This is a genomic window from Granulicella cerasi (assembly GCF_025685575.1).
In the GTDB taxonomy this organism is placed as follows: domain Bacteria; phylum Acidobacteriota; class Terriglobia; order Terriglobales; family Acidobacteriaceae; genus Granulicella; species Granulicella cerasi.
Map to the genome: position 1 here is coordinate 495335 of NZ_JAGSYD010000001.1, position 24122 is coordinate 519456.

Here is a 24122-nt window from a genome sequence, read left to right on the forward strand (position 1 = left end):
GAGGACGCCATGAAGCCGCCGATACTGTTGATCCCAGGCCTGCTCTGTACCGCGGAGCTTTATGCCGCGCAGATCCCTGTGCTCTCAGCATGCGCGCCTGTGACGGTCGCGAACACGCTCGAAGGCGCAACGATGGAGTCGATGGCTGCGGCTATTTTGCGGGAGGCGCCGCCGCGGTTCGCGTTGGCGGGCATCTCGATGGGCGGCTATCTCTCGATGGAGATTTGGCGGCAGGCACCGGAGCGCGTCGAACGGATGGCGCTGATCGACACCACCGCGCGCGCGGACACGCCCGAGCAGACGATGAACCGTCGCAAGATGATGGAGCGCGCACAGAGCGAAGGGTTGGAGCCCGTGATCGAGCAGATGATCGCGGCGACGTTGCACCCGCTGCATCAGAGCGATGAGCGCCTGCGCGCGAGTATTCGTCGCATGGCGGAGGCCGTTGGCGTTGAGGCGTACTTGCGCCAGCAGGAGGCGATCATGACTCGTGTAGACTCGCGTCCTCTGCTGCCGACGATCGCGGTGCCAACGTTGGTGCTGGTGGGCGATCGCGATTTGCTGACGCCCGTGGAGCGTGCTCGTGAGATGGCGGATGCGATGCCACAAGCGAAGCTCGTCGTGGTGCCGGAGGCCGCGCACGGCTCGGTGATGGAGCAACCGGAGTTCGTGAACCGTGCGCTTCTGGAATGGCTTTCGGCCTAGCCATTTGTTGTCAGCTATTTATTATCAGCTACTTCTTCGTGAGCGTTTCGTAGAGCTTCACCGTTTGCTCGGCGATCGCGGTCCACGAGAAGTGGTCTTCGACGCGCTTGCGGCCAGCCTGGCCCATGCGCTTGGCGAGCGCAGGATCATCGAGCAGCGCGGTGATCTTCGTCGCGAGGTCGCGGGAGAACTGGTCAGGCTCGGTGGGGAAGCTCGTCGTCGGGTCTTGCACAAAGGGCACGAGATAGCCCGTGGCTTCATCGCTGTTGGCGCCTGTGCCGTCGATCACGACCTCGAGGATGCCACCCGTAGCAGAGGCCACGACCGGCGCGCCGCAAGCCATCGCTTCGAGATTGATGATGCCGAACGGCTCATACACCGAGGGGCAGCAGAAGACCGCGCAGTGCGAGTAAAGCTGGATCGCGTCTTCCTTCGTCACCATGTTTTCAATCCACACAATGTTCGCGCCGTCCGCGCGCGCAGCTTCCACCTTCTGGCGAATCTCTGCGGCGATCTCGGGTGTGTCCGGCGCGCCTGCGCAGAGCACGACCTGCGTTCCTGCGGGCAGGTACTTCACGGCATCGACGAGGTGCGTCACGCCCTTCTGTCGCGTGATGCGGCCGACGAAGAGAACGTAGGGCTTCGCCGTGTCCACGCCGAATTGTTGGAGGCGATCGGTGCTGGCGTCGTACTGATACTGCTGCAGGTCGATGCCGTTGTAGATGACGTGAATCTTCGACGCATCGACGTCCGGGTACGCGCGCTGAATGTCGGCCTTGGTGCCGTTCGAGACGGCGATGATCGCGTCGGCATCGAGGATCGCGGTGCGTTCCATCCACGAGCTGAGCGCATAGCCGGAGCCGAGTTGCTCGGCCTTCCACGCACGCAGCGGTTCGAGCGAGTGCGTGGTGAGCACGAACGGGATGCCGTAGAGCTTCTTGGCGAGGAAGCCCGCCATCGACACATACCAGGTGTGCGTGTGCACGACGTCGAGCTGGTCGAGCTTGAGGTTCTGCAGCAGGTTCAGTGAAAGCGCTTCGAGCGCGCCCTTGAACTTGGCATCGGTGCCGTTGGAGATGGCGTCCCACGGCTGCTCGAAGTGGACGTCGAGATTGGGTGTGACGGGCTGGTCAACAGGCGCCGCGCCCCAGGCGTGGACCTCGACCTCGATGAGCCTGGCGAGCTCGCGGGAAAGGTACTCAACGTGAACGCCGGCTCCTCCGTAAACATAGGGTGGGTACTCTCGGGTCATCAGGCCAACGCGCATGTGATTCTGTCTCCTCGTCTTCGAGATGAGGATACCGCCTCTCGGGGTTTGCTTGCTGCAAGCAAAAGCCGGGTGTCCCACGTCTCGATTTTTGAGACGTGGGAGAGCGAGGATGGTGGCGCAATCAGATCTTGGGTCTCCGAGAGCTTCACTGCAAACCCAGGTCTCAAGAATCGAGACGTGGGGCACCCGTTCGTGCGACTGGGGAAAATTTTGCGAACACTTTTGCAGTTCGGCCGGTCATACACACAGCAGCATGATGCGATCGCAACCCACACACGCTGAGAGCCACGACCAGCTTCTTGACAGGCTGGCCGCCGAGCACGCGCGTTACCTCTATCGCGTGGCGTACGCCGTCGCGCGCCATGCGGAGGACGCCGAGGACGCTGTGCAGGAGGCGTTCCTGAAGCTACAGCGCGCTGGCTCGCTGCCGGCGATGGAGAACGAGCGAGCGTTCCTTGCAAAGACGGTCTACCGCACGGCGCTGGATCGGGTGGCGGCGCGCAAGGGAGTGGGCTCGGACGATGAAGAGGCGTTGCTGCGCGTGGCCGATCTGCGGCCCTCGCCGGAGTCGCTCGCGGCTGAGGGGCAGGAGCAGGCGCTGCTTGCGGCGTGGATCGAAGAGCTGCCGCAGGAGCTGCGCGAAGCGTTGCTGGTGACGGCGATTGAAGGCATGAACAGCCGGGAGGCTGGCGAGGTGCTGGGCGTGCCGGAGGCGACGGTGCGCACGCGGCTGCATCGTGCGCGCGGGCTGTTGCGTGAGCGTTGGCAGCAGATGCAGAGCCAGCAGCAAAACCTGATTCGCCGTGGCCGCGCCGAGGTCGCGGCCACAGAAGACGGGAGGGCGCGATGACGGACTTTGAGAGGTTGTTGGACGACGTAGTGACGCGGAGCGCGAATGTGGAAGCGCCGCGTGGTTTGGAGCAGCGGCTGCTTGCGCGGCTGGAGCAGAGTGCGCGGCCTGCGCTAGCGAATGTGGTGAGCTTTGATTCAGCCGCGAAGATGCAGCCGAAGCGCAGTGCGGCGTCGGCGTGGACAGCGATAAGCTTTCACGCAGCGGCGATTCTGCTGATTGCGTTCGTGGTGCTGCATTCGGTGAAGACGCAGGTATTGCCGTCGCCGCAGGTGGCGGTGATGCATTTGCTCGAAGCGCCTGCGCCACCTCCACCACCGGCTCTGCGTAGACGCACACAGATGGGCGGTGGAGGCGGGCAGAAGGGCCCGACGCCGGCGACGCAGGGGCAGCTGCCGAAGTTTTCAGCGGAGCAGTTGATGCCTCCGAAAGCACCGCCGATGTTTGAAGCAAAGCTCGCTGTTGAACCCACTGTGGTTGGGCAGAACTACATGGTGGATGGTGCTGCGCCTGTGTTGGGTCAGCCGACGTCAACGTTCAGAGGCTACTCGCTGGGTAATGGTGCGGGAACGGGCATCGGCTCAGGCAACGGCGCGGGTGTAGGGCCGGGCTCGGGCGGCAACATGGGCGGTGGGGTGTACAAGGTGGGCGGTGCGGTGCATGCGCCGCTGATCCTTCATTCCGTTGAGCCGGAGTTCTCCGAGGAGGCACGCAAGGCGAAGTTCTCGGGCAACGTGATCGTCGAGTTCATCGTGGACGAGCAGGGACTGCCGCAGAACGTACACGCCGCGCGCGACGTGGGCTTTGGCCTCGGGCAGAAGGCCGTGGAAGCTGTGAAGCAGTACAAGTTCAAACCCGCGATGAAGGACGGCAAGCCGGTGAAGGTGCAGATGGCCGTTGAGGTGAACTTCCAGATTTTCTAGATACAGCCGGGTGCCCACGTCTCTACTTTTGGAGACGTGGGAGAGCGAGAATTCCCCGGGGTGCTACATCACAACCCGCAATGCCGGGTGCCCCATCCGTACGCGGTCTTTTGCGGACGGGCGGGAGCCACAGCTCTCCGCGAAGATCCTGCGAACCCAGGTCTCAAAATCGAGACCTGGGGCACCCGTTCTTGCTTGAGAAAAATTCATCGTCTTGCAAATTTCTGCATCCCGTCGCTTTCGCCTCGGCGTATAGGCAAGTGTAGGCGGTTGCGCCGACGGAGATGATGGCCCTAGAAACGGCAGAGTTTCAGCGTTTGATTGCCGAACACCAGCGCATGGTGTTCTCGATCGCCCTGCGCGTTGCGGGCGAGTATGGGGCTGCCGAAGAGGTGGCGCAGGATGTGTTTCTTGAGCTCTTCCGCTCGGCGGAGAAGCTTGAAGATGAGCACCACATCCGCTTCTGGCTGCGGCGCGTGACCGTGCATCGGGCCACCGATGTGCTGCGCAAGCAGCGGCGTCAGCCAGAGGTGGACGCCGACGAGTGGATGGACGAGGTGCATGCGCTGCCCACGTCTGCGGAAGACGAAGCCGTGAACGCGAGCGTCGCGGCGCGGCTGGAGGAGTTGCTGCGAACGCTGCCGGAACAGATGCGCGTCGTCGTGGTGTTGCGGTACCAGGAAGATATGTCGCCGGAGGAGATTGCGCGGTTGCTGAGTCAGCCGTTGGCGACGGTGAAGAGCAATCTCCAGCGCGGTTTGCGACTGATGCGTCGCAAGGCCGAGGTCACGATGAAGGAGTATGTGCGCGATGGACGAGCATAAGGGCCAGGTTGGTGGTAACGAAGGAATCTCTGCACGGGACGCGGCTTTTGAGCGCGCGGTGCAGGCAGCGATGGTGCGCCTTGAGGCACCGGGATCGTTGATGGCTTCGCTGATGGCGAAGGCTGAAGCAGAGAACTCTGCTGCCGGGAAGAAGTCGCAAACGGTGCTGGCGTTCCGACCGAAGGCAGGCGTCGCTTCGCGCTGGAAGGTGTGGACCGGCGGTGCGATCGCCGCGGCGCTGGCTGTCGGGATGTTGGGCATTCAGGGCGTTCATGCGCACCGCGAACGCGAGCAGGAACGTGTGATGGCGCAGCAGCAGTTTGCCGAGTCTGAAGCGATCACGCAGCATGCGTTGGAGCATGTGCGTGAGCAGATGGCGAAGGCCGGAGTTTCGCTGGATCAGTAGAGCCAGCTCAGTAAGACCAGCTCAGCAAGGCCAGCTCAGTAAGGACCAGATCTGTAGGCAGAGAGCGTTCAAGGGAGAGATGACGATGAAGAAGACAGCGGTAGTGATGGCAGCGTTGATGATGGGTGCGACGGTTGCATCCGCACAGGGCACGTACACGATGGGCCGCAACATGATGCCCGCAGCAGCGATGGCGCAGGGCGGCGAAGAGCCGGGCCAGAGCGGTCGCCCGAAGGACGATCTCTTTGCAGGCACCGAGGTGTTCGAGAAGAACGCCACCGAGGTGAGCGACATCAACATGGGACCGGACATGCTGGGCATGGTCAGCGGCCATCAGGCGCCGAAAGCCCACAGCATGTTGCTGAACACCGTGCGCACCTATGAGTATGACCAGCCCGGCCTGTACAACATGGCGGAGGTGGAGAAGTTTCGCCAGAAGCTGAACAGCGGTGACTGGCACTGCTCGGTGCACACGAAGAACCTGAAGACGGGCGAGTCCACCGACGTCTGCCAGAAGGACCGCACGGACGGCTATCGTGAGTCGGCGATCATCACCGTGGAGAAGAAGGAGCTGACCTTCATCCATCGCATTGAGCGCGTTGGCGAAGGTGGTCACTCGGATGCGAGCTTCATCGTGATGCCCGGCGGTTCTGAAAAGAGCATGACGATGGCGATGGTCGGCAACGCGAAGATGCAGGGCAAGATGGCGGAGATGCAGGCGCATCTCGCAACGATGAACGGCTCCATGATGGTGCTGCCGGAGAGTGGAACCTCGCTCTTCATCGCACCGAGCGGCACGCACACCATGACGCTGAAGAGCCTGCATCGCTTCCCGGCTGGCCCGAGCGGCAAGACGACGATGAACAGCGAAGACTCGAAGGCCCCTGTGGCCGCAGTGGGTGCAGCCCCTACCGCCGCTCCTTCGCCTGTAGCACCGCCGCTTCCGGCTGCGGCTCCTGCGCCGATCACACCGCAGCAGTAAGGGCAAACCCTCTAGAATGGAGGGGATGTCGTTATCGTTCAACGTAACCGAAACTACCGATGCAGGCGGACGCCGTGCGGAGCTTGAGCTTCCGCACGGCGTTGTGCAGACGCCTGTATTTATGCCCGTAGGCACAGCCGCCACGGTGAAGACCGTCGATCAGGCGACGCTCGAAACACTCGGGCCTGTCGTCGAGAGCTCGCAGTATGCGCCGCGCGATGGCGCGAGCGGCACCGGCCCGGAGATCATCCTGGCCAACACGTATCACCTGTATCTGCGCCCGGGGCATGAGCTGATCCGCCGCATGGGTGGCGTGCATCGCTTCATGAGCTGGCAGAGACCGATGCTCACGGACTCCGGCGGCTTCCAGGTCTTCTCGCTCGCAGCGCTGCGCAAGATTTCTGACGACGGCGTAGAGTTCCGCTCGCACCTCGATGGCTCCAAGCACTTCTTCTCGCCCGAGCACTCGATGGAAGTGCAGATCGCACTCGGCGCGGACATCATGATGGCCTTTGACGAGTGCGTGGAAACACCAGCCACATGGGAGCGTACGAAGCAGTCGATGGGGCTGACGCATGCGTGGGCCAGGCGCTCGCATGACTACTGGACCGCGCATCGCCATGAAGTGCCGTGGGCGGATGAGGTTCCAGGGCTCAGGGCCCAGGGCCCAGAAAGCATCTCTGCCGAACGCTGGGGATTGGACCCCGCACCCTTTGCGGGCAAGCATCAGGCGCTGTTTGGCATCGTGCAGGGCGGCATGTACAAGGATCTTCGCAAGGAGTCTGCCGAGACGCTGGTGGAGATGGATTTTCCGGGCTATGCGATCGGTGGTCTTGCTGTGGGCGAGCCGCGCGAAGTGACGCGCGAGATGATCGCGCACACGCTCGAGTTTCTGCCGAAGAACAAGCCGCGCTATGTGATGGGCGTCGGTTATCCCGATGAGATTGAAGAGTACGCGCGCATGGGCGTGGACATGATGGACTGCGTGCTGCCGACGCGCGCGGGGCGTCATGGGTTGGTGTTCGTGCGCGAAGACCCGCAGGACCGCTCCAGTGCTGTGCTGCGGAACAACGTGAAGAAGCAGATGTATGCCGACGATCAGCGGCCGCTCGACGAAGGTTGCAGCTGCATGGTTTGCCGGCGCTACACGCGTGCGTATCTGCGGCACTTGTTCCACAGCGGCGAGCCGCTGGGAGCGATGCTGAACTCGATTCACAACCTGCACTTCTATTTGGAGACGATGGAGCGCGTGAGAGGCGATCTGCGCGCGGGCCGCTAAGTCATCGCTGTTACCGATCACACCGTTCTTTGCAAAATGCGACACGTTGCAAGGCCGCGCGATACTCCGCGCGGCCTTTGCTGCATCTGAGCCAGTAAGGAGATTTCCATGGCAACGGTGGCTGAGGTACTGGTTGAGACTCTTGTGGCATCTGGCGTGAAGCGCATCTATGGCTTGCCCGGTGATTCGTTGAACGCGGTGACCGAGACGATCCGCACTCGCAACGATGTGCAGTGGGTGCACGTGCGGCATGAAGAGGCCGCCGCATTCGCTGCAGGAGCTGAGGCCCATCTCACCGGTGAGTTGACCGTGTGTGCCGGAAGCTGCGGGCCGGGCAATCTCCACTTCATCAACGGGCTGTATGACGCGCATCGCAGTCGCGTTCCGGTGCTTGCGCTGGCCGCGCAGATTCCCACGACCGAGATCGGCACGGGCTATTTTCAAGAGACCTCGCCGATGCACATCTTCAAGGAGTGCAGCCACTACTGCGGCGAGGTGAACGAGCCCGAGCAACTTACGCGCGTGCTGGGTATCGCGATGCAGACGGCGATTGCACAGCGAGGTGTGGCCGTCGTGATTCTGCCGGGCAACATCGCGTTGAAGGAAGCCACCGCAGCCGCGCAGGCGCTGGCGTTTACGCGCAACGAAGCGCGTGTCGTGCCGAGTGTTTCAAGCCTCGAGCAGGCAGCGGAGATTCTGCGTGAATCCAAGCGCGTGACGATTCTTGCCGGTGCCGGATGCGAGGGCGCACATGCGGAATTGCTTGCGCTCGCCGAGCAGTTGCAGGCACCGATCGTTCATGCGCTCCGCGGCAAAGAGTTCGTCGAATATGACAATCCTTACGACGTTGGCATGACGGGCCTGCTGGGCTTCTCCTCGGGTTATCGCGCGATGAAGCGCTGCGATGCACTGCTCGCACTGGGCACGGACTTTCCGTACACGCAGTTCTATCCCGAAGGCGCAAAGAAGATTCAGGTGGATGTGCGCGGCGAGCAGATCGGCCGTCGCACGGCGGTCGATGTGGGCTTGATCGGCACGGTGAAGGAGACGATTGGCGCGCTGCTACCGCTGCTCGGAAAGAAGAAGAGCAGCTCGCACCTGAAGAGCTGCGTGGAGCACTACAAGGACGCGCGCAAGGAACTCGATGATCTGGCCGTGGGCAAGGAAGGCTCGACGCCGCTGCATCCGGAGTTTGTGGCGAAGACGTTGAACGACATGGCGAACGATGATGCGGTTTTCACCGTCGATGTCGGTTCGCCGAGCATCTGGGCGGCCCGCTATTTGAAGTTCAACGGCAAGCGACGCATGGTGGGCTCGTGGGTGCATGGCACGATGGCGTGTGCGCTGCCGCAGGCTCTCGGCGTGCAGGCGGCGTTCGCCGGTCGACAGGTGATTTCGATGTCCGGCGACGGCGGTCTGGCGATGCTTATGGGTGAGCTGCTCACCGCAGTGCAGAACAAGCTGCCAGTGAAGATCGTGGTCTTCAACAACAGCTCGCTGGCGTTTGTGGAAACCGAGATGATGGCGGCGGGCATCATGCCCTTCGGCACGGAGCTTCATAACCCGAACTTCGCGGACGTGGCTACGGCGTGTGGTCTGCTTGGCGTGCGCGTGGAAACCCCGGAACAGTTGCGGCCCGCGCTGGACAAAGCGTTTGCGCACGATGGTCCGGCGTTGATCGATGTGCTGACCGCCCGGCGCGAACTCTCCATGCCGCCGACAATCACGGCGCAGCAGGCGATGGGCTTTGGCCTGTATCTATCGAAGTGCGTGCTGAGTGGTCGCGGCGATGAGGTGCTCGATCTCGCGAAGACAAACCTGCTCGATCGCATCTTCGGGGACTAGCGGGGGTCATCGAGGATGTGCGCGACGGTTTTCCATCGCGCACATCGCGTCAGAACTTTGTGCTTCGCGTTAGAGCTTTCGCCACGGCAGCAGAAAACTCCAACGCGAAGTATGCAAGCTTTCAGACGCAAAGCACGCGGAAGCGCTTAGCCCACGCCGACCATGAACTGGCTCAGATATTTGTCGGCATCCTGCCAGCAGGCACCCACACCCGCGAAGGCGACATAGCCATCCGGACGCACGAGGTGTACGCCGTCTTCATCGAAGGCCGGGCGGATCTCCGGATCGACGAGACCGGGGAAGCAGCTTACGAGAATCCTGCTGTTCACATCTTCCTTGGCGAAGAGCGTAAAGGTCGGCTTGCTGCCGGTGCTCACAGGCTTGTCGCCTGCGTGGAAGGGCGCTCGCGTGCCGACGCGCGGGGCGGACTTCACCTTGTCGTCGCGCCCGTTCAGCGGAGAGTCCGGGTAGTAGATCGCCAGCTGCGAGGCCTTCTCGGCGAAGCTCTGCTGGGCGACATCGAAGCCGAAGGCCAGACGCAGTGCCGCATTGCGCGCCTTACCCAGCAGCGGGTTCTCAACCGAGGCCATGCGCGTGAGCAGGCCGGCGTCGTGCAGCACGTCGTGAGCCACGGGGCCGCGCTCGGCGGTGTAGCTCTGCAGCAGCACCTCTTCCGTAGCCTTCTCCGGTATTCCACCGGATATCAACGCAAGTTTCCACGCAAGATTCACAGCGTCCTGCATGCCGGTGTTCATGCCCTGCCCGCCAGCGGGCGAGTGCACATGCGCGGCGTCGCCAGCAAGGAAGACGCTGCCACGGCGGAAGTTTTGCACCTTGCGCTCGTTGATCTTGAATGTGGAAAGCCACTCAGGGTCGGAGGCGACGATGCCCGGCGTGGCGCGTTGCTCGAGCAGGCGCTGCACTTCTTCAAGCGTTGGCGCAGCTTCTGCTCCGCCGGAGTATCCACCGATGACGCGGAAACGATCGCCGGGTATCGGGAAGATGGCGAGGATGCCCTCCTCATGCAGATGCAGGTGGATCGCCTCGCGCGGAACATCGCCTGCAAGCTTCACGTCGGCCAGCATCCAGTTCGAATGCAACTCGTCACCGTCGAAGCTGACGCCGAGGCCGTGTCGCACGGCGGAGTGCGCGCCGTCGCAGCCGACGAGCCAGCGCGTGGTCAGCTCTTCGGTCGTGCCGTCCTCGTGCGCCAGCACGGAGGTTACGGAGTTGCCGTTCTCGCGGAAGCTGGTGAGCGTGGAGCCGCGCTCGATCTTGCCGCCCAGCTGCTGCAGTCGCTCGGCGAGCAGGCGTTCGGTGTCGTTCTGCGGCAGCAGCAGCGCGTAGGCATAGGGCGAATCGATGGTGTCGAGCTTTACCTGCGTCAGCGGCTCGGCGCCGTGGAAGAAACGCGCTTCTGTGGCGTGGATGCCGAGCGTGGTGAACTTCTGGTCCAGCCCCGGGTGCCGCGCCAGATGCTCGAGCGTGCGCGACCAGACGGCCAGCGCGCGGCTCTGCGTCTCGGCCGCGTCCTCCTTATCGATCAGGCGAACGCTCAGCCCGTAGCGGGCGAGTTCAATGGCGAGCGTGAGACCCACGGGCCCGGCTCCGGCGATCAGTACGTCAGCGGACATGGCAAATGCCTCCAAATGACTGCAACAGTGTAGATGCAGAATTCTTCCCGGGATGTGACGACCGTCATCGGGGGTGAAATTTCGGGGCGGCAGGTGTGACGAAAGGCGCGTCCTGACGCGATTTTCTTGACACCGGGGCCTTCGGCAGCGATGCTTAATGCTCAGGTGTGATTTTCAGGCCGTGGCCGACGTGTGTCTTGCGTTCGGGCGAGGTTCTGGGCGCGAGGTTCGCGCAGGCTGTGCCTTCGGCAGCCAGATTCAGCCGCTATTTCTACGAAGAGGACGTCCGCGTTCGTTTGCAGCCTATGGCTGCCGCGTTTCGCAGGGCGATCAGGTCCCGACTCCGTGTTGTTCGCATCAGCTCATGCACTCGCCGTTCTGCTGGCCGCTCCTGCCGGTGGATTCCTTGGCGCGTTGGGTGGTTTCCCCATCCTCATCCTCATGTTCGTCGCCATGTACTTCCTCATGGTGGTTCCGAACCAGCGCAAGCAGAAGCAGTGGGCTGCGATGCTGGCGGCCATCAAGGTCGGCGACAAGGTCACCTCGACCGGCGGTCTGCGCGGTTCGGTGATCGCGATCAAGGACGACGCGTATGTCGTGAAGACGCAGCCGGATGGCATCAAGCTCGAGTTCGTGAAGAGCTCTATCGCCGCAGTGACGACCGAAGAGTCCGAAGCTTCGAAGAGCTAGTTCCTCAAGCTCTCCACAGGATTTCAACCCTTTAGACACAAGTTCTCCAGCACCAACAAGTTCTTCAGCAGGAAGCAAGCAAACGACGATGGGCAAGAACCTTGCAATCAAGACCTGGGCGATCATTGGCATTCTGATCGTCTTCCTCTACGGAATCTTTGGGATTCCGCACGGCAGCCTGAAGCAGTCGATCACCGACCGCATTCACCTCGGCCTCGATCTTCGCGGCGGCACGCATCTCGTGCTGCAGGTGCAGGTGGCGGAGGCGATCAGCTCGGCCACCGACCGCGATCTCGCGGCGCTGACCACGGCCCTCTCGGCCGATGGCGCGACGGTGTCGAAGGCCGATCCGACCGCTCATCCCGACACCCTCACCGTGAACGTGCTCGATCCGTCGAAGTTGTCGGATGTGCGCAGCGTCATCACCGGAACGTCCTACTCCTCCACCTACGCGGTGGAGTCCACGACGAACGGCTTCACGATGAAGATGACGCAGGCCGCGCAGCGCGATCTCTCCGACCGCACGCTCGAGACCTCCATCGAAACGATCCGCCAGCGTATCGACTCGCTGGGCGTTTCGGAGCCGGTGATTGAGAAGTACGGCGTGGGCGAGAACGAAATCCTCGTCGAACTGCCGGGCGTCAGCGATCTGTCGCGCGTCGAGGGCATCATCCAGTCGACCGCGAAGTTGGAGATCCACGAAGTCGTGACCGGCTCGCCGTATCCTGATGCGGCTCAGGCGCTCACCGCTGTGGGCGGCGTGCTGCCTCCGGATGAATCGATCATCATGGGCTCGGCCACCGGCAACGGACCCGACCAGGCCTGGGTGCTGAAGCGCGCTTCGATCGTAGAAGGCACGGACTTCCGCGGCGCAACGACGCAGCAGGACGCCAACGGTCGCCCGGACATCGGCTTCACGCTGACGACCGAAGCTGGCGAGCGCTTCTACAAGTACACCGACGCGAACAAGGGCACCGGCCAGATGGCCATCGTGCTGGAGAACAAGGTGCGCGAAGTGGCGACGATTCAGTCGGCCATCCGCGACCAGGGCCAGATCACCGGCGGCTTCTCGCAGCAGCAGGCCGATGACCTCAGCCTGATGCTCCGCACGGGCTCACTGCCCGCGTCGATCAAGTTCCTCGAGTCGCACACGGTCGGACCCAGCCTCGGCGTCACCAGCATCCACCAGGGTGTAACGGCGGCGGTCGCTGGACTCGTCGTGGTCATGCTCTTCATGCTTCTGTACTACAAGGGCGCGGGCATCAACGCCGACCTCGCACTTCTGCTGAACCTTGTGATCCTGTTGGGCTTCATGGGCTTCACCGGCGCGACGCTCACCCTGCCGGGTATCGCCGGCGTCATCCTAACCATCGGTATGGGCGTCGACTCGAACGTGCTGATCTTCGAGCGCGTACGTGAAGAACTGCGCCTCGGCAAGAGCGCCGCTTCGGCGATTGAAGACGGCTTCGGCCACGCCTGGACGACGATCTTCGACACGCACGTGACGACGATCGTTTCGGCCGGCATTCTCTTCATGTTCGGTACCGGCCCAGTGAAGGGCTTTGCCGTCACGCTGGTCTTCGGTCTCATCGCCAACCTGTTCACCGCTGTTTTCGTCTCGCGCGTCATCTTCGACTACCTGCTCGAAAAGCGCGGCCGCGAAGCAACGATTTCGATCTAAAGGAAACACGAGGTGCGAGATTCGAGACTCGAATTTCGTACCTCGGTTCCTCAATAAGTTTCGTGGGGTTCGGGCTGCGGTCTCTCGCATCTCGTCTCTCGCATCTCGTACCTGAGGTCTCACGTGGAATTCTTTCGTTCAACCAATATCGACTGGCTCGGCAAGAAGTGGTATTTTCTTGGCTTCTCGCTGATCTTCTCCGTCGCCGGTGTGCTCAGCATGTGCTTCTGGCATGGCATCCCGAAGGGCGTCGACTTCAAGGGCGGCTCGCAGGTGAAGGTCTCCTTCACGCAGCAGCCGAATGAAGACACGATCCGCACTTCGATGGACAGGTCCGGCATCAAGGACGCGACCATCCAGCGCCTGAACGGCGACGTGCCCAACGAAGTGCTGATCACGCTGCCGCAGCAGAACGAAGCGTCGCTCGACGCTTCGCGCCAGGCCGTCATCAACGCGCTCGGTACGAACTTTTCGACCGGCAGCTTCAAAATCGAGGACTCGTACACCGTAGGCCCCAAGGCGGGCCAGCAACTGCAGCAGCAGGCGCTGCTTGCCACCGTGTACTCGCTGCTCGGCATGTTGATCTACCTGTGGTTCCGCTTTGAGCTGATCTACGGCGTCGCCGCCGTGGTCGCGGTCTTCCACGACACCCTGATCACCATCGGTGCCTTCTCGCTCACGAACAAGGAGATCTCTCTGACGGTCATCGCCGCGCTGCTGACGCTCATCGGTTACTCGATGAACGACACCATCGTGGTCTTCGACCGCATCCGCGAAGACCTGCTGGAGAACCGCCGCGAGACCCTCGCCGAAACGGTAAACCGCGCCATCAACCAGACGTTGAGCCGAACCGTTCTGACCTCGGGTCTGACGTTCCTCACGGTGCTTTGCCTCTTCCTCTTCGGCGGCGAGGTGCTGCACCCGTTCTCCTTCGCGCTGGTGGTGGGCATCCTGATCGGCACGTACTCTTCGATCGCGGTAGCCGCGCCGATGCTGGTGGCCTACCAGGAGTGGCGCAGCCGCACCAAGGGCACCGCCGCAACCCTGCCGACAGGCAAAGCCGCCAAGCCGGTGGTTCGCTAAGCCTGCGGAAACCCTGTGAAAAAGAGCCTGCCGATCCTTCGGCAGGCTCTTTACTTTTGAGTAACAAATAAGCTGTTTTGCACTGTATTTGCAACAACTTTGCAGGAATATCCTTCGTGGACTTGCCAAGCTTAGTTTTCTCGGGAACAATCACTCTCATTACGGTGTCTAAGCGCAGTAGCTTTCCCCTTTGGGGAACCGAGGTTGCTCATGTTTGAAGATTCAATGTTGGAATCGAGCGGCAAGATCAAGTCGAAGTCCAAGTACTGGATGATCGCGACCTTCTCGCTGAACGGCGCGATCCTTGCGACGATGATCCTGATTCCGCTGCTGTATCCGGAAGCTCTGCCGAAGAGCTCGCTGTCAGCCTCGTTGACGGCACCGCCGCCTCCTCCGCCGCCTCCCCCTCCGCCGCCTCCCCCGGCTGCTGCGGCGCCGAAGGTGATGCCGCACATGTCGGAGATCGATCAGGGCCTCCACGCCCCGACGAAGATCCCCAAGGACATCAAGATGATTAAGGAGGACGCTGCTCCTCCCCCGTCGAGCTCGACCGCTGGCGTAGCTGGCATGAGCGGTATGGCGGGTGGCGTCCCGGGTGGCGTCATGGGTGGTATCGCTGGCGGTACGGGCGCAGGCCCGGCGATCGTCGTAGCGAAGCCCAAGCCCACCGGTCCGGCACGTATCTCGTCGGGTGTAATGGCAGGCCAGCTCGTCAACAAGACGCAGCCGGTGTATCCGCCGATCGCTCGCGCAGCTCACCAGTCGGGTTCGGTCGTGCTGCACGCGATCATCTCGAAGACTGGTTCGATCGAAGACCTCAAGGTAGTTTCGGGTCCGGCGATGCTGCAGGGTGCAGCGCTCGACGCGGTTCGCAGCTGGCGCTACAAGCCGTATATCTTGAACGGCGAGCCGACCGAGGTCGAAACGACCGTCGTCGTGAACTTCAACCTCAACGGTGGTTGATCGGGTCTCGGGTAAGGGTGGCGTGAATCGGTTCCGCCCCCTTCTCCGTCCTACGATTCGCCTCTCGAAAGAATTCTCACTTTTGACTCAGGGCGCGGCTTAAGCCGTTCTCGCGTCCTCAACCAGGTTCACGCTGCAAAATATCGCAGCTCAAGCCTCAGAACGAATGCTCTGAGCCATTACGATTACCGCAAGACACCCCAGGAGGGATTTCCGTGATTCTCGCTCACATCGCAAACTTCGCCACCACCTCGGCCCATTCGATGGCCATGTTCTTCGAGGGCGATGCCCAGGTTGGCTTCTCCCCGACCGAACTCTGGGCCCACATGGGTGGCCTGGCGAAGGCTGTCGTTATCATCCTCTTCATCATGTCGATCTGGTCGCTGGCTGTGATCATCGATCGCGCGCTCTACTTCTCGGCAGCTCGCAAGCAGTCGCGTGAGTTCGCTCCGAAGGTTGCCGGCGCTCTGAAGGAAGGCCGTCTGGACGAAGCGATCAAGGTTGCTGACCGTTCGAAGAAGTCGCACCTTGCTGAAGTTGTGACCTCGGGCCTCACCGAGTTCCGTTCGTTCGGTTCGGGCGGCGCGATCACCGACGACCAGATCGAGTCGGCCAAGCGCGCTCTTGAGCGTTCGGAAGCCATCGTTCACGCGAAGCTGAAGAAGGGCCTCGGCTCGCTTGCAACCATCGGCTCGGTAGCACCGTTCATCGGCCTGTTCGGAACCGTCGTCGGCATTCTGAACGCCTTCCAGACGATCGCTGCGATGAAGACCTCTTCGCTGGCTGCCATCGCTGGTGGTATCTCGGAAGCCCTCGTAACGACCGCTTTCGGTCTGCTCGTAGCTATCCCGGCCGTTATGTGCTTCAACTACTTCACCAACAAGCTGGAAGCGTTCGACGTTGAAATGGACAACAGCTCGTCGGAGCTGGTGGACTACTTCATCAAGCAGGCGCACCGCTAAACTGCCCTCTCTGCGAGAGTCCCCGGGTGCCCGGAGATTGGTTGCGAAGCCGATCTCCGGGCAAACCGGACAAAGCAGAAGAGCAATGCAGGTTTGCAGTACTGAAGTCTCGAGATTTGCGTAGTACTCGAGCAAAGATCCTGAGCAACTCTACGGAGCGCATCGCGCCCGTGGCAGGGAGTGAACTCATATGGCAATGGCAAAGCGGGATGAAGGGAAGAAGGTCAATTCAGACATCAACGTGACTCCGATGGTGGACATCATGTTGGTGCTGCTGATTATCTTCATGGTCATCACTCCCATGGTGAACAACAAGGTGTCCGTCGATCTGCCGAAGGTTCCGGAAGCGATCGTTCTGGAGAACGCCAACAAGGAAGACGCCATCAACGTGGCTGTCACCCGCGATGGCAAGACCTTTGTGGGCGGCGATCAGGTCAACCTCGATCAGGTGGGCGACCGCGTGAGCGCGATCCTGGCGAAGAAGACCGACGCTTCGGCTGACAAGACGATCTATATGCGTGCAGACATGCGCGCAAACTACGGCAAGGTGATGGACGCGATCGACGCTCTGCGCGCCGCGGGCGTTAGCCAGCTGGATCTGATGACCGACAACTCGGCCCAGTAAGGCTGAGTGCAATGTTTCGCCGGTGTGGGCTTCGGCCCCGCCGGAATCGATAAGGAGATATTCCCATGGGAATGAGTGCTGGATCGTCCGGCGGAGCGGTGGCGAGCATCAACGTCACGCCGATGATCGACGTTTTGCTGGTACTGCTGATCATCTTCATGGTGATCCAGCCGACCACACCGAAGGGCCTGGAAGCGCTGGTTCCCCAGCCGCCGAAGAACCCGCAGAACCATCCGCCTGACAACGATCGCACGATCGTGGTTCAGGTTCTCGGTAGCGGCTCTGGAGCACCGACCTACAAGATCAACGAGCAGACCGTGCCTCGCGAAGACCTCACGTCGGAACTGACGAAGATCTTTGCAACGCGTCAGGAAAAGGTCATGTTCGTCAAGGGCGACAAGGATCTGGACTTCGCACCTGTGGCAGAAGCGATCAGCTTCGGCAAGCAGGCTGACGTGACCAACATCGGTCTGATGACGCCGCAGTCGGAAGCCGGACACTAAACCGCGCTTCTGCCTCGCGCAGAAAGATGGACGCCGGTTGTTTGTGGGTAAGAACCCATGAGCAGCCGGCGTTTCTGTTTGCACGTGAGGTCCTCTCGCACGCCTGGAACCGGGGCCTTCTCCGTGGTGTCTAAGCAGGCATACAGCGCCCGCTCGCGATTTCCTACGGGCCTGTCCGTCTCGCTCCCCTCACCTGAACGCCTGTGAGGTGGAAGATGTCCTTCGCTACTGGAAGTGGAAGCACTCGTTCTGAGATCAACGTCACGCCGATGATCGACGTACTGCTGGTCTTGCTGATCATCTTCATGGTGATCCAACCGACGACCCCGAAGGGGCTCGACACACTCGTCCCGCCGCCTGCGAAGCCGCAGGCGAGCACCCCACCGCCGGACAACACAATTGTCCTGCAGGTGCAGGGCGAAACCGCCGCGCCGACGTACCGCATCAACGAGCGCTCCGTCTCGAGGAGCGATCTCGCAGCAGAGCTGGCGAAGATCTACGCGACCCGCCAGGAGAAGGTGCTGTTCGTGAAAGGCGATAAGGCCCTGGAGTTCGGGCCGGTCGCGGAGGCCATTAGCCTGGGCCACGGCGCGTCGGTGAACAGCATTGGACTCATCACCCCACGATCGGCGGCCGACCGCTAGTTCGGCTCGCCAGGCATTCTCGGCGGGGCCGCAGAGCCGGCGAGCAGGCCTCCATCAAGGTTGATCTCGCTGCCGGTCATGTAGGCGGCCTCGTCGGACGCCAGCATCACGGCCACCGCTGCGACCTCCGCCGTAGTGCCAAAGCGCTGCATTGGAACATCGCGCACGATCGCCCTCATGCGCGCGTCCCGGCCTTCGCCGTTGCCGAGCATCGGTTCCCACATCGGTGTGAGGATGGCCGCCGGGTGAATCGAGTTGCAGCGGATGTTCCAGCCCTGCTCTGCGCAGTAGAGCGCCACGGACTTCGTGTGGTTGCGCACAGCCGCCTTGCTCGCCGCATAAGCGGCCGCGGTGGAGACGCCCACAAGGCCAGAGCGTGACGAGATGTTGATGATCGATCCACGCCTGCGCAGCTTCATCACGCGGATTGCATGCTTGCAGCCGAGGAAGGTGCCGTCGACGTTCGTGGCGAAGACGCGATGCCAGTCCTCCAGCGAGGCGTGCTCGGGATCATGCGCCGTCGCGCCTGCTTCAAAACCTGTGATGCCGGCGTTGTTCACCAGCACGTCGAGCTTGCCGTAGCGCGCGTAAACCTCGTCTGTCACGCGGGTCCAGTCAGCTTCCACGCGAACATCGAGCCGTCGATAGAGCGCTTGTTCGCCGATGGATGCTGCTTGCTGTTCGCCTGCGCGATCGTTGATATCGCACAGGATGACATGCGCGCCTTCGTGAGCGAATGCGAGTGCGATGGCCGCGCCGATGCCGGATGCGGCGCCGGTGATCAAGGCGACAGAGCCTTGGAGTCGATGCATAAAAAGTCCTCTCAGAGTGAAGGCAAACCTGCACACGCCGCACGGAGCTGGGCGCTGCGATGCAGAGTGACAAGCTGCCGTAAACGATGACATCGCACGAGAAGCTCAAGCCGAAAAGGCGAGTACCTCGTGCGCTCGAATCTGTTTGCGGGCTAACGCTTGTTCATGGGAGTGGTGCCGTCCTTGGTGTGATGAACAACACCGGAGAGTGTTTTCAGTGTATCGCAGGCGTGGAATTGCGCGCATTTCGGCCCGGTTTTATCGAGTTTTTATGTTTGCTGCGCGGACGCACCCGCGTCAATATCTACAGCTAAACTGTACAGATTTCCTGATGGAGGAGTAGCATCAAGCTATGGCGGGCGATCAGGAAAACGACGTTCAATTTGCATCGGCGTTGGCAGCTGATTTGCGCGCGACGATTGGGCGACTGAAGCGGCGGCTGCAGGAGCAGAGTGGCGCTTCCGACCTCACTTCCTCGCAAATTACGGTGCTCGTGCGGTTGGATAAGGAAGGCCCTGCAACGGCCTCTGCGCTTGCGCGTGCGGAGAAGATGAGGCCGCAGTCGATGAGCGCGATTCTCGCTTCGTTGGAGGAGGCGGGGATGGTCGTTGGCTCGGCTGATCCGCATGACGGTCGCAAGACGCTGATCTCCCTCACGAAGCTGTGCAAGCGCTGGATTGATGTAGGGCGCGCAGCGCGGCAGGACTGGTTGACGCGCGCAGTGCGGGAGCATCTCTCGCCTGCGGAGCAGAAGCGTGTTGCCGCGGCTCTGCCGCTGATCAAGCGGCTGGCCGAGAAGTAGCGCGCCGTCGTCTCCACGCGGCTGCCTGGGTGGCCCTCAACGCGAAAGGAGTTCAGATGCCTTTGACTCAGTTGGATCCGCAGACAGCGTTGCTTGTCGTGGACTTGCAGGAAGGCTTGCGGCAGATGCCGTTCGTTCATCCGCTGGCAGATGTCCTGACGTGCAATGGCGCGCTGCTCGCGGCGTTTCGCGAGCGTGGATTGCCGGTGGTGCTCATCAACGTTGTCGGCTCCGCGCCGGGACGAACGGAAGAGCCGCCGCGCATCCGTGAGATTCCGCCGAACTTCGCGACGCTGATGTCCGAGCTGGATGTGCGGCCGAGTGACATCCTCATCACGAAGCGTACGTGGGGAGCGTTCACGCATACGGAGCTGGAGTCGGCGCTGCGCGAGCGTGGCGTGACGCAGGTGGTCGTGACGGGTGTGGCGACAGGCACAGGTGTCGACGCGACGGCGCGGCAGGCGTATGAGGCGGGCTTCAACGTGACGCTTGCGCTCGACGCGATAACGGACCGTCGTGAGTTTGCGCACGAGTACAGCGTGCAACATGTGTTTCCGCGGCTGGGTGAGACGGGCACGACGGCCGAAGTGCTGGCGTTGCTCGCGAAAGGTGAGGTGAAGGCATGAACGTACTGCATGGCGTGTCGTACTTCTTCGGCGGCATGTTCCTGGTGAACATGGTGCCGCACTTCGTGGCCGGGATGATGGGCGAGCCGTTCCAGACGCCGTTTGCAAAGCCGCCGGGCGAGGGCTTGTCGTCGTCGACGGTGAATGTGGTGTGGGGCTTTGCGAACGGCGTGATCGCCTACCTGCTGCTGGTGTGCGTGGGCCGGTTCGAGGTGCGCTCGCTCGCGTGTGTGCTGCCTGCGGCTGCAGGTGCGCTGCTGTTGGCGGTTCAGATGTCGCGGCACTTTGGGCGCTTCCACGGCGGTAACGATCCGGAGCAAGCTTGAAGAACCCATTCGCGGCTACGTTCCGCGCGCTGAAGAGCTATAACTTCCGCTTGTGGCTGATGGGTTCGCTGGTGTCGAACATCGGCACATGGATGCAGCGCGTGGCGCAGGACTGGCTGGTGCTCGTGCAGCTGACGCACCACGATGCGCGCGCCGTGGGCATCGTGATGGCGATGCAGTTTGCACCGCAGTTGCTGCTGCTGCCGTGGAGCGGCATGGCTGCTGATCGCTTCAACCAGCGCAAGCTGCTGATGCTGACGCAGGCGACGATGGGCTTCTTCGCGCTTGTGCTTGGAACGCTGACGCTAACCGGGCATGTGCGTCTGTGGGAGGTCTATCTGCTGGCGTTGCTGTCGGGCTCTGCAGCGGCGCTGGATGCGCCCGCGCGTCAGGCGTTTGTCGGCGAGCTCGTGGGCGATGAGCACCTGAGCAATGCGGTGGCGTTGAACTCCACGGCGTTCAACGCAGCGATGATGATCGGCCCGGCGGTGGCGGGGCTGCTGATCGCGAAGGTGGGGACGGGATGGGCGTTCCTGCTGAACGGATTTTCGTTCATCGCGGTGCTGATCTCGCTGGCGTTGCTGCGTGTGCGCGAGATGCGCAACCACGAGCGCGCCAAGCGTGAGCCGGGCCGTCTGCTCGAGGGATTTCGCTACGTGTGGCAGCGGCCGGACCAGCGCGCGATGGTGATCATGCTCGCGCTCATCGGTACGTTCGGGCTGAACTTTCCGATCTACATTTCGACGATGGCGGTGAATGTCTTCCACGTCGAAGCGCGCGGGTTCGGCATGTTGTCGTCTGCGCTGGCGGTGGGCACGTTGACGGGAGCGCTGCTGGCGGCGTCGCGTAGTGCGCCGAAGTTCGGTGCGCTGTTCATCGGCGCGCTGTTCTTTGGGGTGGGCTGCACGGCGGGCGCGTTTGCGCCGGGCTACTGGACGTTTGCGCTCGCGCTGGCGGTCACCGGTGCGGCTGCGCTGACGTTTACGAACTCCACGAACAGCCTGATGCAGCTCAGCACGCCGCCCGCGATGCGCGGGCGTGTGCTGGCGATTCGCGTCGGTGTGGCGCTCGGTGGCACCCCGATCGGTGCGCCGATTGCGGGCTGGGTGGCGCACCATGCGGGGCCGCGTTGGTCGTTAGGAATCGGTGCGTTGTCGGCGTACATCGCGGCAGTGGTTGCGCTGGTGGCGATCAAGCGTGGGCACGGAGAGGCAGCAACGTAGCGAGGTGTGCGGCTTTCTGCGCGGCTGCATGGATGTGTCGTCCTTCGCGGCGCTCAGGATGACGCTGCTGCGGGGATGTGAGAGCTGAAGACGACGCAAGCTATGAAGGCGGTTGAGTCTGGCGATGAAGAAGTCTGCAGCAAGCATCGAGCAACGAGAAGAGCCTCCCCGAAGGGAGGCTCTTCTGTTCTTGCTCCGCGAAGACTTACGCCGTCGCGAGGAGGACTACATGGTGACGCCGCCCTTGAGCTTGGCTTCCTTCGCGGCTTCGTTGGCGCGGCGAGCGCCGGTAGCCTTCTGGACCCACTCATCCGCCGTGCTGAGGTCAGCCTTGCGTGCCGCGTCATCGCCGCACTCGAGGTCAGCCTTGCGGCGGTAGGTGAGGTTCAGGTACTGCATCGCGTCGTCGTAGTTCGGGTTGATCTCAACAGCCTTGTGCAGGTTGTCGAGCGCCTCGGTGACGAGCGTGGAGTTGGCCGTAACGAGCTGCTGGCAGACGTCCTTGGACTTCTTCACGTTGCCCATGCCGTCATCGGTCAGGCCAGCCTTGCCGAGAATCTGCACGGCGTTCTTGTAGGCGAGGTTCCAGTCGATCCAGGCGATGGTGTAGTAGGCTTCCGAGTCCTTGGCGTCGATCGAGATGATCTTCTGCTCGATGGCCTTGGCCTTGTCGTACTGCTTGATGTTGCGGTAGATCGAAGCTTCCTGCTTGAGCGCGCCGAGGTCGTTCGGATTGGCCGAGAGCACATCGTCAAAACCCGAGAGAGCCTTCTTCGCTACAGCGATGTTCTCCGGCGAATCGAGACCCGGAACCACGCGGTAGCTGTAGGCGGTCGCGAGGTACAGATGCGCGGCCTGATAGCTGGGGTCGAGCTGGATTGATTCCTGGAACAGGTTGGTAGCAACTTCATACTGGCCGGATTTGAAGGCCTGTACGCCCTTCACAAGGCGATCACGGGCCTTGAGTTTGGCGCAGCCAGTCGTGCCAGCAAGAAGCATAAGCGCTGCCGCGCCTGCTACAAATCGAGAAATCAGTTTCATCGGAACCTTTCCTGTTCAGACAATTGCCCCAGTGCTCGCCCGGTGGCGCCAAAGTGCTCAAAGGCAGCCTTGCGAGCAAATTGTACCGGCTCACGTACAGCTTTACCAAGATTAGAGGGTCATTGACAAGTTGAGGGTTTGCTCAAGCGGCCAAACGTTATCGACAAGGACTCGATTGCCGCATGAATTCGGACGCAATAACGCCAGTGTAGGCTTACACGGAACAGAAGCTTCGTGCATCAAAAAAAAGTGAAAGCAGGAAAAGACGAATGAAGTGGACAGCGGCGAACATTCCTTCGCAGACAGGTAAGACGGCCGTGGTGACCGGCGCGAACAGCGGGATCGGCTATCAGGCCGCGTTGGAACTGGCGCGCGCAGGCGCTCACGTGCTGCTGGGAGCGCGCGATGTGGGCAAAGGCGACGTGGCTGCAGCGAAAATCCGTGCGGCGGTGCCGAACGCCAACGTAGAGGTCGTCGCGCTCGATATGGCCTCGCTGTCGTCGATCCACTCGTTTGCGGAGAGCTTTGCCGCGCGCGGGGTGGCACTGGAGATTCTGATCAACAACGCCGGCGTGATGGCGATCAAAGACCGCGAGCTGACGGTCGATGGCTTCGAAAAGCAGATGGGCACGAATCATCTTGGCCATTTCGCGCTGACGGGCCTTTTGCTGCCGCAGTTGCTGTACTCCAGGGATGAATCTTCGCCGCGTGTGGTCACCGTAGCGTCGCTGGCGCACCGCGGCGGCAAGATTGAGCTCGACAACCTGAATGCCGAGACCGGCTACACGCCGTGGGGCGCGTACAACAACTCGAAGCTGGCGAACATTCTCTTCGCGCGTGAGCTGCATCGCCGTCTGCAGGGGCGTGCGCTGTCGCTGAAGAGCCTGGCGGTGCACCCTGGGGTGTCGAAGACGAACATCTTCCAGAACGGCCTGAAGGGCAAGGACCTGAAGAGTCTCATCATGTCGTCAGTAGGCGGATTCATGATGCAGGACGACGCGATGGGCGCGCTGCCGACGCTGTTTGCGGCGACGGCTCCTGAGGCGCGTGGCGGGCAGTACATCGGGCCGGACGGCTTTATGGCGTTCAAGGGCTACCCGACGGTGGAGCAGCCGAAGCCGCAGGCGCTGGACGATGACATGGCGCGGAAGCTTTGGGAGAAGAGCGAAGAGCTTACCGGCGTGAAGTATCACGGGCTCTAGAGCGCTCGAGGAAGTTGGAGAGGCGAGAAGTAGGTTCTTGCTCGCCACAGACGTCGGGTGCCCCAGGTCTCGATTTTTGAGACCTGGGAGAGCGAGAGTCATCGCGCGGCCTGTCCTCGTGGTCTCCGTGGAGTTCGCTGGAAACCCACGTCTCCAAGAATCGAGACGTGGGACCCCGGTGGAGGTCTCCGGTGGATGCTCTGGAAACCCAGGTCTCAGAA

Annotated in this window: 25 protein-coding genes; 21 read left to right on the forward strand and 4 right to left on the reverse strand. The window is 62.0% G+C overall.

Going from position 1 to position 24122, the window contains the following annotated elements; translation table 11 throughout:
- Nucleotides 1-9 precede the first annotated feature (9 nt).
- Nucleotides 10-705, forward strand: a complete 696-nt coding sequence (locus OHL11_RS02010) for an alpha/beta fold hydrolase (RefSeq protein ID WP_263369803.1) — start codon at nucleotides 10-12, stop codon at nucleotides 703-705.
- A gap of 28 nt (nucleotides 706-733) precedes the next feature.
- On the opposite strand, the gene OHL11_RS02015 is transcribed toward OHL11_RS02010, so the two are convergent.
- Complete coding sequence (locus OHL11_RS02015; RefSeq protein ID WP_263369804.1) at nucleotides 734-1972, reverse strand: glycosyltransferase family 4 protein; 1239 nt, start codon at nucleotides 1970-1972, stop codon at nucleotides 734-736.
- 256 nt (nucleotides 1973-2228) lie between these two features.
- Between OHL11_RS02015 and OHL11_RS02020 the strand changes: the two genes are divergently transcribed.
- The 7 genes from OHL11_RS02020 to poxB all read left to right on the forward strand — a co-directional run bounded on the left by OHL11_RS02020 (nucleotide 2229) and on the right by poxB (nucleotide 9084).
- Complete coding sequence (locus OHL11_RS02020; protein ID WP_263369805.1) at nucleotides 2229-2825, forward strand: RNA polymerase sigma factor; 597 nt, start codon at nucleotides 2229-2231, stop codon at nucleotides 2823-2825.
- On the forward strand, nucleotides 2822-3748 hold the full coding sequence (locus OHL11_RS02025; RefSeq protein WP_263369806.1) for an energy transducer TonB: 927 nt from the start codon (nucleotides 2822-2824) through the stop codon (nucleotides 3746-3748). The genes OHL11_RS02020 and OHL11_RS02025 overlap by 4 nt, the downstream gene beginning before the upstream one ends.
- A 287-nt stretch (nucleotides 3749-4035) precedes the next feature.
- The gene (locus OHL11_RS02030) at nucleotides 4036-4572 is read left to right on the forward strand and encodes an RNA polymerase sigma factor (protein ID WP_263369807.1); all 537 of its coding nucleotides are present in this window, start codon (nucleotides 4036-4038) and stop codon (nucleotides 4570-4572) included.
- On the forward strand, nucleotides 4559-4978 hold the full coding sequence (locus OHL11_RS02035) for a hypothetical protein (RefSeq protein WP_263369808.1): 420 nt from the start codon (nucleotides 4559-4561) through the stop codon (nucleotides 4976-4978). The genes OHL11_RS02030 and OHL11_RS02035 overlap by 14 nt, the downstream gene beginning before the upstream one ends.
- 85 nt (nucleotides 4979-5063) lie before the next feature.
- Nucleotides 5064-5960 carry a hypothetical protein gene (locus OHL11_RS02040; RefSeq protein WP_263369809.1) on the forward strand — a complete coding sequence of 299 codons (897 nt, stop codon included), beginning with the start codon at nucleotides 5064-5066 and terminating at the stop codon, nucleotides 5958-5960.
- A gap of 25 nt (nucleotides 5961-5985) precedes the next feature.
- Nucleotides 5986-7239, forward strand: coding sequence for a tRNA guanosine(34) transglycosylase Tgt (locus OHL11_RS02045; protein WP_263369810.1), 1254 nt, complete (start codon nucleotides 5986-5988; stop codon nucleotides 7237-7239).
- Nucleotides 7240-7347: 108 nt separating this feature from the next.
- Nucleotides 7348-9084, forward strand: a complete 1737-nt coding sequence (gene poxB, locus OHL11_RS02050) for a ubiquinone-dependent pyruvate dehydrogenase (protein WP_263369811.1) — start codon at nucleotides 7348-7350, stop codon at nucleotides 9082-9084.
- A 146-nt stretch (nucleotides 9085-9230) separates the two neighbouring features.
- On the opposite strand, the gene OHL11_RS02055 is transcribed toward poxB, so the two are convergent.
- Nucleotides 9231-10718, reverse strand: a complete 1488-nt coding sequence (locus tag OHL11_RS02055) for an FAD-dependent oxidoreductase (protein WP_263369812.1) — start codon at nucleotides 10716-10718, stop codon at nucleotides 9231-9233.
- A gap of 345 nt (nucleotides 10719-11063) precedes the next feature.
- On the opposite strand from OHL11_RS02055, the gene yajC reads away from it, so the two are divergent.
- The 8 genes from yajC to OHL11_RS02095 all read left to right on the forward strand — a co-directional run bounded on the left by yajC (nucleotide 11064) and on the right by OHL11_RS02095 (nucleotide 17869).
- Nucleotides 11064-11408: a preprotein translocase subunit YajC gene (gene yajC, locus OHL11_RS02060; protein ID WP_263369813.1), complete on the forward strand. Its 345-nt coding sequence runs from the start codon at nucleotides 11064-11066 to the stop codon at nucleotides 11406-11408.
- Between the two features lie 88 nt (nucleotides 11409-11496).
- Nucleotides 11497-13089, forward strand: a complete 1593-nt coding sequence (secD, locus tag OHL11_RS02065; RefSeq protein ID WP_263369814.1) for a protein translocase subunit SecD — start codon at nucleotides 11497-11499, stop codon at nucleotides 13087-13089.
- Nucleotides 13090-13212: 123 nt separating this feature from the next.
- Nucleotides 13213-14172, forward strand: coding sequence for a protein translocase subunit SecF (gene secF, locus OHL11_RS02070; protein WP_263369815.1), 960 nt, complete (start codon nucleotides 13213-13215; stop codon nucleotides 14170-14172).
- Nucleotides 14173-14382: 210 nt separating this feature from the next.
- A complete protein-coding gene (locus tag OHL11_RS02075) occupies nucleotides 14383-15135 on the forward strand; it encodes an energy transducer TonB (RefSeq protein WP_263369816.1) in 753 nt (250 codons plus the stop codon).
- A gap of 215 nt (nucleotides 15136-15350) precedes the next feature.
- Nucleotides 15351-16097, forward strand: coding sequence for a MotA/TolQ/ExbB proton channel family protein (locus OHL11_RS02080; protein ID WP_263369817.1), 747 nt, complete (start codon nucleotides 15351-15353; stop codon nucleotides 16095-16097).
- Between the two features lie 190 nt (nucleotides 16098-16287).
- Nucleotides 16288-16722 (forward strand): ExbD/TolR family protein, encoded by a 435-nt coding sequence (locus OHL11_RS02085; RefSeq protein ID WP_263369818.1) that lies wholly within the window; start codon nucleotides 16288-16290, stop codon nucleotides 16720-16722.
- A gap of 71 nt (nucleotides 16723-16793) precedes the next feature.
- Nucleotides 16794-17225: an ExbD/TolR family protein gene (locus OHL11_RS02090; RefSeq protein ID WP_317890610.1), complete on the forward strand. Its 432-nt coding sequence runs from the start codon at nucleotides 16794-16796 to the stop codon at nucleotides 17223-17225.
- 215 nt (nucleotides 17226-17440) lie between these two features.
- On the forward strand, nucleotides 17441-17869 hold the full coding sequence (locus OHL11_RS02095; RefSeq protein WP_263369820.1) for an ExbD/TolR family protein: 429 nt from the start codon (nucleotides 17441-17443) through the stop codon (nucleotides 17867-17869).
- Here OHL11_RS02095 and OHL11_RS02100 read toward each other — a convergent pair.
- A complete protein-coding gene (locus tag OHL11_RS02100) occupies nucleotides 17866-18681 on the reverse strand; it encodes a glucose 1-dehydrogenase (protein ID WP_263369821.1) in 816 nt (271 codons plus the stop codon). The genes OHL11_RS02095 and OHL11_RS02100 overlap by 4 nt on opposite strands.
- 352 nt (nucleotides 18682-19033) lie before the next feature.
- On the opposite strand from OHL11_RS02100, the gene OHL11_RS02105 reads away from it, so the two are divergent.
- The 4 genes from OHL11_RS02105 to OHL11_RS02120 are packed head-to-tail and all read left to right on the forward strand — an operon-like array spanning nucleotide 19034 to nucleotide 21658.
- Nucleotides 19034-19483, forward strand: a complete 450-nt coding sequence (locus OHL11_RS02105) for a MarR family winged helix-turn-helix transcriptional regulator (protein ID WP_263369822.1) — start codon at nucleotides 19034-19036, stop codon at nucleotides 19481-19483.
- A gap of 56 nt (nucleotides 19484-19539) precedes the next feature.
- Nucleotides 19540-20109 carry an isochorismatase family protein gene (locus tag OHL11_RS02110; protein WP_263369823.1) on the forward strand — a complete coding sequence of 190 codons (570 nt, stop codon included), beginning with the start codon at nucleotides 19540-19542 and terminating at the stop codon, nucleotides 20107-20109.
- Nucleotides 20106-20435, forward strand: a complete 330-nt coding sequence (locus tag OHL11_RS02115; RefSeq protein WP_263369824.1) for a hypothetical protein — start codon at nucleotides 20106-20108, stop codon at nucleotides 20433-20435. Before OHL11_RS02110 ends, OHL11_RS02115 begins: the two co-directional genes overlap by 4 nt.
- The gene (locus OHL11_RS02120) at nucleotides 20432-21658 is read left to right on the forward strand and encodes an MFS transporter (protein ID WP_263369825.1); all 1227 of its coding nucleotides are present in this window, start codon (nucleotides 20432-20434) and stop codon (nucleotides 21656-21658) included. The genes OHL11_RS02115 and OHL11_RS02120 overlap by 4 nt, the downstream gene beginning before the upstream one ends.
- Before the next feature lie 225 nt (nucleotides 21659-21883).
- On the opposite strand, the gene OHL11_RS02125 is transcribed toward OHL11_RS02120, so the two are convergent.
- Nucleotides 21884-22699: a tetratricopeptide repeat protein gene (locus tag OHL11_RS02125; protein WP_263369826.1), complete on the reverse strand. Its 816-nt coding sequence runs from the start codon at nucleotides 22697-22699 to the stop codon at nucleotides 21884-21886.
- 269 nt (nucleotides 22700-22968) lie between these two features.
- Between OHL11_RS02125 and OHL11_RS02130 the strand changes: the two genes are divergently transcribed.
- Nucleotides 22969-23901, forward strand: a complete 933-nt coding sequence (locus OHL11_RS02130) for an oxidoreductase (protein WP_263369827.1) — start codon at nucleotides 22969-22971, stop codon at nucleotides 23899-23901.
- The last annotated feature ends 221 nt before the right edge of the window (nucleotides 23902-24122 follow it).

What these genes read in the sequence shown, in the direction of transcription:
- OHL11_RS02045 (WP_263369810.1), top strand. Translation starts at nt 5,986, where the DNA reads ATGTCGTTATCGTTCAACGTAACCGAAACTACCGATGCAGGCGGACGC.
- OHL11_RS02025 (WP_263369806.1), top strand. Translation starts at nt 2,822, where the DNA reads ATGACGGACTTTGAGAGGTTGTTGGACGACGTAGTGACGCGGAGCGCG.
- OHL11_RS02035 (WP_263369808.1), top strand. Translation starts at nt 4,559, where the DNA reads ATGGACGAGCATAAGGGCCAGGTTGGTGGTAACGAAGGAATCTCTGCA.
- OHL11_RS02030 (WP_263369807.1), top strand. Translation starts at nt 4,036, where the DNA reads ATGGCCCTAGAAACGGCAGAGTTTCAGCGTTTGATTGCCGAACACCAG.
- OHL11_RS02110 (WP_263369823.1), top strand. Translation starts at nt 19,540, where the DNA reads ATGCCTTTGACTCAGTTGGATCCGCAGACAGCGTTGCTTGTCGTGGAC.
- OHL11_RS02040 (WP_263369809.1), top strand. Translation starts at nt 5,064, where the DNA reads ATGAAGAAGACAGCGGTAGTGATGGCAGCGTTGATGATGGGTGCGACG.
- secD (WP_263369814.1), top strand. Translation starts at nt 11,497, where the DNA reads ATGGGCAAGAACCTTGCAATCAAGACCTGGGCGATCATTGGCATTCTG.
- OHL11_RS02020 (WP_263369805.1), top strand. Translation starts at nt 2,229, where the DNA reads ATGATGCGATCGCAACCCACACACGCTGAGAGCCACGACCAGCTTCTT.
- OHL11_RS02100 (WP_263369821.1), bottom strand. Translation starts at nt 18,681, where the DNA reads ATGCATCGACTCCAAGGCTCTGTCGCCTTGATCACCGGCGCCGCATCC.
- OHL11_RS02055 (WP_263369812.1), bottom strand. Translation starts at nt 10,718, where the DNA reads ATGTCCGCTGACGTACTGATCGCCGGAGCCGGGCCCGTGGGTCTCACG.
- OHL11_RS02015 (WP_263369804.1), bottom strand. Translation starts at nt 1,972, where the DNA reads ATGCGCGTTGGCCTGATGACCCGAGAGTACCCACCCTATGTTTACGGA.
- OHL11_RS02010 (WP_263369803.1), top strand. Translation starts at nt 10, where the DNA reads ATGAAGCCGCCGATACTGTTGATCCCAGGCCTGCTCTGTACCGCGGAG.
- OHL11_RS02095 (WP_263369820.1), top strand. Translation starts at nt 17,441, where the DNA reads ATGTCCTTCGCTACTGGAAGTGGAAGCACTCGTTCTGAGATCAACGTC.
- OHL11_RS02105 (WP_263369822.1), top strand. Translation starts at nt 19,034, where the DNA reads ATGGCGGGCGATCAGGAAAACGACGTTCAATTTGCATCGGCGTTGGCA.
- OHL11_RS02130 (WP_263369827.1), top strand. Translation starts at nt 22,969, where the DNA reads ATGAAGTGGACAGCGGCGAACATTCCTTCGCAGACAGGTAAGACGGCC.
- OHL11_RS02125 (WP_263369826.1), bottom strand. Translation starts at nt 22,699, where the DNA reads ATGAAACTGATTTCTCGATTTGTAGCAGGCGCGGCAGCGCTTATGCTT.
- OHL11_RS02075 (WP_263369816.1), top strand. Translation starts at nt 14,383, where the DNA reads ATGTTTGAAGATTCAATGTTGGAATCGAGCGGCAAGATCAAGTCGAAG.
- OHL11_RS02090 (WP_317890610.1), top strand. Translation starts at nt 16,794, where the DNA reads ATGAGTGCTGGATCGTCCGGCGGAGCGGTGGCGAGCATCAACGTCACG.
- OHL11_RS02115 (WP_263369824.1), top strand. Translation starts at nt 20,106, where the DNA reads ATGAACGTACTGCATGGCGTGTCGTACTTCTTCGGCGGCATGTTCCTG.
- OHL11_RS02085 (WP_263369818.1), top strand. Translation starts at nt 16,288, where the DNA reads ATGGCAATGGCAAAGCGGGATGAAGGGAAGAAGGTCAATTCAGACATC.
- poxB (WP_263369811.1), top strand. Translation starts at nt 7,348, where the DNA reads ATGGCAACGGTGGCTGAGGTACTGGTTGAGACTCTTGTGGCATCTGGC.